This is a genomic window from Caldisericota bacterium (assembly GCA_034717215.1).
Taxonomy (GTDB): Bacteria; Caldisericota; Caldisericia; order Caldisericales; family Caldisericaceae; genus UBA646.
On the sequence record JAYELD010000131.1, the window covers coordinates 1 to 6,253 of the forward strand.

The following is a 6,253-nucleotide window of genomic DNA, read 5'->3' on the forward strand; positions in this document are numbered from 1 at the left end:
ACTATTTTTTAATATTTTAGATATGAGTTCACCAAGAAAAGTTTTAATATAAATCTCTAATTCTCTAAAACTAAGATTGTATTTTAACATCACCTTTTTATTTATCAATTTCTCTTCATTATAAATAGCATTAGTGTGTATTACTAAATCGCGGTTAGTTTTTATAGCCTCAATGCATTTAGTATTATAATTATCTAAAATTTTGCTTTTGTTAGAAAAAATCTGCTCTAAATCTATTTTTAATTCGGTAAAATTTAACCTATTTTTAAGATAATTTATTTGATCTTCCATTATAGAATTTCGCGAACCCGCAATTACCATAACCGGACCTTTATTATTTTCAATATTAATTTTAAGATCTCCATTTTTATTACATACATTAGGAAAATGATTAGCTAACCCTGCGGATCCTGAAAATAAAACTGATCCATCAAACTTTAAGCCGCTAGCAAATATATCCTTTAAATGTTCCTCATTGGTAGAATCAATAATTATTATTTTATTTCCCTTTTGGTATAATTCGTTTATTTTTAGTAAAATTGTTTTTTGCCCTTTAGCAACATCTTTTAAGTCAATCTGTGCAACAGGAAAGTCCGTTTGCCTTTTTAATAAAAACGAAATAGAAGAATTTTCTATTTGCGTTGAGTTATAGCAAGAATACTCACTTAACTCTAAAGGCTTCTGGTCAACAACTAAATAACCACCTATAGTTATTCTTTGGTAAGACGGATAACTGGGGCTAAAAACACAAATATCTTTTTTTAAAATATTCATTATTTCTTCAATTTCATCACCTACGTTGCCTCTTAAAGTTGAATCTACTTTTTTATAAATCATGTCATTTTTATTAATATTTATTTTTTTTAAAATATTTCTTAATTTTTCTCTGGCAATTTTACTTTTCAATTCACGAGTCTCGGTATCCACTACAAAAACATCTAAATTATCAGGAATAATTATTGTTGATTGCTTATCCAATATTGATACCATTGTGTTATAACCTTTTTTTGCAAATTGCACTCCAGTATCATTAGCGCCTGTTAAATCATCTGCTATTACGTAAATCATTCATTATACCCCAGTTAATATGGTTTTAATTTTATTAAATTATCTCTAACTTTGCAATATAAGCAATTTTCATGCCAAGTTTATTCTTACATAAAGGTCCGTTGTTTAAAAAAGCAATAGTAAAGCCCTTTTTTACTGTTTGCTTTAAATTCCTTATCTATTTTACCAATTGCACTCTCAATTATTTGAGAGATATCTTTTAAAGTTCCTTTGTATCTTTTATTTGCAGGTAAAAACATATTTTCATCAAGACCTGGAAAAATTTTGCAATCATTAAAAGAAAGTCAAAAACTATATATTTAAAAATATAAATTTATTAATTCTCTTTATTTCTTAAATTATAATCTGGTTTTCATTTTCCCATTTTCATCAAAAGATAATTTTTCCCAATCTCCATACGTTTTAATATTTCCATTATCTTTGATTTCTTCCCAAGCAGCTTTTGAAACATATAAATATTTAAGATCTAGAGTATTTTTCATTATCAGTAATTTTACATCACTCTGTTTTAATTTCCAACAAGTTTTTACTGCTATTTCAACAGCTTCTTTCTCTGAATCTGCAATTATAGGTATTTTAGCGCGGTTTAAGAAGGTGCTAGTTATTGTATTAGCATACATATCTTTATAATTTATCTTATTAACAAGATGTCTGGTTGTAATATCAGCTAAACCAATCCCTAACGCATTGCCATGAGATTCTTCTGTAATGTCAAAAACGATCAACCTTTTAATTCTTGGTTTTATAATTTCTTTTTCTCCGTTAATGTACAGTCTTCCTATTACATTTGTATCAAATCCAGTTCCACTTATATTTTTACCAATCTCCTGAGCTATTACTACGTCTAGGTCGTCAATTGGTAACATTGGCATTACTTCCTTAGATATTTTTAACAATTCACTATCAACTTTAATTATATCCTCTGGTGGGACAAAAGATATTTTCATCGTTTGGTCATAACTGTTTTCTAAAATACCTATGCCCTGAATAATGGGAGCCTTTGTAATTATTAATTCCGCTGCTTGTGGAATAACATTTTTTAAACCATATACTCCTAAAGAATGAATAGTACTTGCCCCTCTTGCCTTACCTAATCCTATCGCTAAAATTTTAGACATTCCACTTTCAACAATCTTACTTTTAAAATCTGTATGCATTTTAACTCTATTTAAAGCAATTATACCATCTGCTTCCATCGCAATTTTGCTAAAATATATAGGAATACGATTTTCTACTTTTCCAATTTGTATCGTTTCCATAGAAGGTAATATGGGAACACCCATTTCTTTTTGCGTTATACCATAAGAAGCTAAAACCTCCTTTTGTCCTTCACTATTTGCACCTCCATGGCTTCCCATTGCAGGTAGAATAAAAGGTAAAGCATTGAGATTTTTTAATTCAGAAACAACTTCTTTTACAATCAATTTAATATTAGTAATACCCCTACTACCTACAGTTATCCCGATTTTGTCACCTGATTTAATTCTGTCTTTTAAATCAGATTTTTTAAAAGATTGATGAACGTATTCAGATAAATTGTCTATTCTTGTTTTATCAAAATTTTGTTTTATTTTTCTTACCTTAATATCCTCTATCATAAGCTTTTCGCCTCATTTTTTTTGCAAACACTTATCTGTAATATCTCGGTTATTTTATAAATATTATATCTATTGCACCTGAATAAATATTTTTAGCTTAGTTTATTTTTATAAATCATCAATTCCCATGCCAATATTATTTTTAAATATGTACTCTTCCTTCATTCTTACATAATCTAAAGAAATTTCCAAATAAGGTTTTCAAATATTAAAGTCGTGACTTAAAATTAATTGTTTTATTTGTATTGCTTTTAACGAGTGTTTTTCCATAAAAAACAACATAATATACGGGGTTTTGAAAGTATGTCGAAGATTATCAGACCGACTTATGATACATTTGGAGGAGAAGGTTTTCCCCTCCTCCAAATAATCTAATTTATTGTATAACCTATTTCATCATAAGGTTTGGCAGCCATGTAATAATCTGTGGGAATATACTAAAAAGAACCAGACAGGAGGCTATAATGGCAATAAATGGAATGACTCCCTTTATTATGTCATTCAACGTAACTCCAAGTTCTGGCGGAGCAACCCCCTGGCAAACAAAAACTGACATTGCCATGGGAGGTGTCTGAAATGCCATCTGTAAATTGATGCAAACCATCATACCAGCCCATAGTGGATCAAATCCTAAAGCGACTATAACGGGTGATAATATTGGAACAATGATAAAGACAATGCCTATCCATTCGATAAACATCCCTAAAAGAAAGACGATTATCATTATTACGCCAAAAGAAGCCCATCTTCCACCTGGTACGCCTAAAATTGCCTCTTTTACAACATTACCGCAACCCGCACTCATAAACACTCCGACATAAGCGTAACAAATTCCTGCGATCAGAAGTACAAATGAACTCACTCTGAGTGTTTCTAATGCTGCCCGTTTGGCAAGATCCCAAGTCATTTTTCGGTAGGCTACCGCTAAGAGAACAGCAGCCAAACTTCCCATGGCTGCCGCTTCAGTGGGGGGAGCTATCCCCAGGAATATGGTACCTAAAACCGATAAAATGATTAATACCGGTGGAAGTAATGCTTTTAATAATTTTATCGTTCTTACCCAATAAGGCAGTTCCTGCTTTTTCTCTTCTGAAACCGGTGGTCCTAATTTTGGATTCAGGTAACACCGAATTCCTACGTAGGCAATATAGGAACCCGAGAGGATTAGACCGGGAATAAAAGCAGCCATAAACATCTGTCCGATAGAAAGGCCGGCTTGTGGTGCATAGACAACCAACATAATACTGGGAGGAATAAGTATTCCCAACGTACCAGCGGCAACAACTGAACCTGAAGCGATTGATTTATCATAGCCTCTTGTCACCATGGGTCCCAGTGCAATCAATGTCAACATGGTAACAGAAGCAGTGATGACACCTAAACATGCCGCAAGGATAGTACCAAATACTATAGTAACAATAGCTAACCCACCCCTCAATCCGCGCATACCTTCATATAGTACCGTATATAGTTCTTCAACGATTCCAGACATCTGCAGGATAACGCCCATAAAAGTAAAAAGAGGAACAGCCAGGAACGGATAACTTAGTACCATGCTATACATCCGACTGTATAAAATATGGTACGTTATATCTCCCCCAAATAAAATAAAACCCATAATGAGTGCTACGCTGGCTATTACAAAAGCAATAGGGAAACCCGTCATGACTAGGGTAAGCACTCCCCCTAACATCAAAACAGTAATGACTTGTTCACTTAATTCAATCAATTGCTTCACCCCTTATTACAAAATATAGGTCACGGATAAACTTAGCTATGCCTTGAAGAAGCAACAAAAATGCTCCTACAGCAAATATCGTTCTAAATGGAGCGGCCGGGGGGTACCAATAGGTAGAAATCATGATCTCATTAATTCTCCATGCTCTCACTGCCCATTTGGTAGAAATAAATACCAGTACTATCATTAATGGAAAAAAGAATATTAAAGAGCTGATGATGTCCATTAACGCTTTTTTCTTTGGAGAAAGGAGACGAAAAAATAGATCTACCCTTATGTGAGAGTTATGCAAATGACAGTAAGACCATCCCAAAATGTACAGTGCTCCACCAGCCATAGTCAAGGTTTCATATGCCCAAACGGTAGGCGCATTAAAGAAATGTCTCATAATCGTTTCGTATGCGCCTACCAGGACAAGGAGCCAAGCAAGCCATCTAGCCGATAAACCAGCATACTCACTTAATGTATCAATGCCTCTAATCATTTTTCTTAAAATTATCATACTTCTTAACTCCTTGTTATTCTCTGATCAAATAAACAAATTTACCAGCTAATGATTACTATAATCCAGCCTTTTTTCCGTAAGCATTCATGGAGTCCAAAATCTCACCAAATATCGGGCTCTCTTTAGCGGCTTTTTCTGTATAAAATGCTACAGCTTCTTGTGAGAGGGCATCTGCTACTTCTTTGGGGAGATTGTATACCTCATTTCCGGCATCCTTGAAATTTTGTAGCGCTTCTATGTCATAATGGCTTTCAAAATTTTGCTGTTCCTGTGTCCATCTTGCGATCACGTTCTGCACCAATACTTTCAGATCATCAGGAAGTGCTTCCCAGGAGTCTTTATTCACAAACCAGACGTGGGGATCACTCGGCGCCCGAACGGGTGATATAATAACATAATCCGCAATTTCATTAAAATGCATACTCCAATTGGTTGATAGGCCTGCATATTCAAAGGCATCAATAGTACCTCTCTGCATTGCCTCGTATAATTCACCGCCAGGTAAAAATATGGGATTAGCACCCAGCCTGGCTAAAATTTCGCCGCCATCACCGGAAGTACGCACTTTTAGACCCTTCAAGTCATCCACAGTTTCTATCTTTCTTTTGGAATGAAGGAACACTTCACCCGGCTCAGGAGATAAGAATCCGGGCATAACCATGGCATTATAACCCTCCATCATCTTGTTCATCAATTGCCATCCTCCGCCATAATCAAACCACTGTGTTAAAATTTGTCCGGGCAGTCCACCTGGTCTGGAGCTAATTAAACCGGCTGCCGGCCATTTATCCAGGTTATACATGGGACAGGTATAGCATAAGTCCAGAACGCCCTCAAGGACAGCATCAAGTTCTTTTGTTTCAGGAACAACCGAACCACCGACAAATGCCTTGACTTCCATTCGCCCGCCACTTGCTTGGGTAATGGCTTCACAGGCTTTATCATGGTGAATCTGTGAAAAATTTGAAGCAGGACCAAAACTTGAAGATTTCCAGACAATCTTATCAGCTGCCAGTGCAGAAGTAGCTCCAACCATTAGCAATACTGCTACTGCAATGACTGAAATTAATAATACAAATACTTTTTTACGAGAAAACATTTTTATATCCTCCTTGGTTATTTAATATTTCTCAAGAACCATGTATATGGTTTTTATTTACATAGTTCTTTGGAATACAACTTTTAGATTTTCACCTCCCTTCCATATTTAAAGATTCAGTTATTCTGTTTGCTCTTCAATTCCCTTCAAATATTACTATCTATTCAATCTTACTATACTCTTTTTTCTTTCAATAACCACAATATTTTTTTGTCTTCAAAACTCAATGGAAAATTTCTGCCCTT

The 6,253-nt window shown here is 34.4% G+C and carries 5 protein-coding genes; all 5 read right to left on the bottom strand.

Annotated features, from left to right (window positions below):
• Positions 1-1,068, bottom strand: a 1,068-nt coding sequence (locus U9Q18_05530) for a four-carbon acid sugar kinase family protein (protein ID MEA3313819.1), incomplete at its 3' end; no start/stop codon positions are given.
• A gap of 338 nt (positions 1,069-1,406) precedes the next feature.
• The gene (locus U9Q18_05535; GenBank protein MEA3313820.1) at positions 1,407-2,666 is read right to left on the bottom strand and encodes a lactate racemase domain-containing protein; all 1,260 of its coding nucleotides are present in this window, start codon (positions 2,664-2,666) and stop codon (positions 1,407-1,409) included.
• Positions 2,667-3,054: 388 nt separating this feature from the next.
• Complete coding sequence (locus tag U9Q18_05540; GenBank protein MEA3313821.1) at positions 3,055-4,395, bottom strand: TRAP transporter large permease subunit; 1,341 nt, start codon at positions 4,393-4,395, stop codon at positions 3,055-3,057.
• Positions 4,388-4,906, bottom strand: coding sequence for a TRAP transporter small permease subunit (locus tag U9Q18_05545; GenBank protein ID MEA3313822.1), 519 nt, complete (start codon positions 4,904-4,906; stop codon positions 4,388-4,390). The genes U9Q18_05540 and U9Q18_05545 overlap by 8 nt, the downstream gene beginning before the upstream one ends.
• Before the next feature lie 58 nt (positions 4,907-4,964).
• A complete protein-coding gene (dctP, locus tag U9Q18_05550) occupies positions 4,965-6,008 on the bottom strand; it encodes a TRAP transporter substrate-binding protein DctP (protein ID MEA3313823.1) in 1,044 nt (347 codons plus the stop codon).
• Between the last annotated feature and the right edge of the window lie 245 nt (positions 6,009-6,253).

What these genes read in the sequence shown, in the direction of transcription:
- dctP (MEA3313823.1), bottom strand. Translation starts at nt 6,008, where the DNA reads ATGTTTTCTCGTAAAAAAGTATTTGTATTATTAATTTCAGTCATTGCA.
- U9Q18_05535 (MEA3313820.1), bottom strand. Translation starts at nt 2,666, where the DNA reads ATGATAGAGGATATTAAGGTAAGAAAAATAAAACAAAATTTTGATAAA.
- U9Q18_05545 (MEA3313822.1), bottom strand. Translation starts at nt 4,906, where the DNA reads ATGATAATTTTAAGAAAAATGATTAGAGGCATTGATACATTAAGTGAG.